This is a genomic window from Pseudomonas sp. SB113 (assembly GCF_040754745.1).
GTDB classification, from domain to species: domain Bacteria; phylum Pseudomonadota; class Gammaproteobacteria; order Pseudomonadales; family Pseudomonadaceae; genus Aquipseudomonas; species Aquipseudomonas grimontii.
Window position 1 is genome coordinate 1 of record NZ_JBFMHW010000250.1, and the last position, 385, is coordinate 385.

The 385-nt window shown below is 60.8% G+C and carries 1 protein-coding gene; it reads right to left on the reverse strand.

What is annotated here, in order from left to right:
* Positions 1–61: 61 nt before the first annotated feature.
* The gene (locus AB1462_RS32425) at positions 62–238 is read right to left on the reverse strand and encodes a hypothetical protein (RefSeq protein WP_367249224.1); all 177 of its coding nucleotides are present in this window, start codon (positions 236–238) and stop codon (positions 62–64) included.
* Positions 239–385 lie beyond the last annotated feature (147 nt).

Genomic DNA, 385 nt, shown 5'->3' on the forward strand with positions numbered 1-385 from the left:
TTGCAAGCATGTTTTCCGACAGGTCCAGCCCTTTGACGCTCCCGGCGCCATGCTCTGCTGCCTAGCGGCAGAACCAACCGAAACCGCAGCCGAGATCGATGATCTTCTTGCCCTTGAGATCGGGAAGAAGCGCGCGGATCGACGCCCATTCGGCGGCACCGTCCAGCCCATAGAGGGAGCGCGGCAACTGGCCGTATCCCTCATAGAAATCGGGCTGATCGTAAATGTTCTGTGCCATGGATCCGGTCAGCTTCTCTGGAGCGCCACGTGGACGCCGAGCCCGACAAGTATGGCTCCGCCCGCGCGCTGCATCATGTTCTGGACCCGGCTTGAATGGCGCAATTTTTCGATCACCGCGCCTGCGAGCATCACGCAGACCACATCC

What these genes read in the sequence shown, in the direction of transcription:
- AB1462_RS32425 (WP_367249224.1), bottom strand. Translation starts at nt 238, where the DNA reads ATGGCACAGAACATTTACGATCAGCCCGATTTCTATGAGGGATACGGC.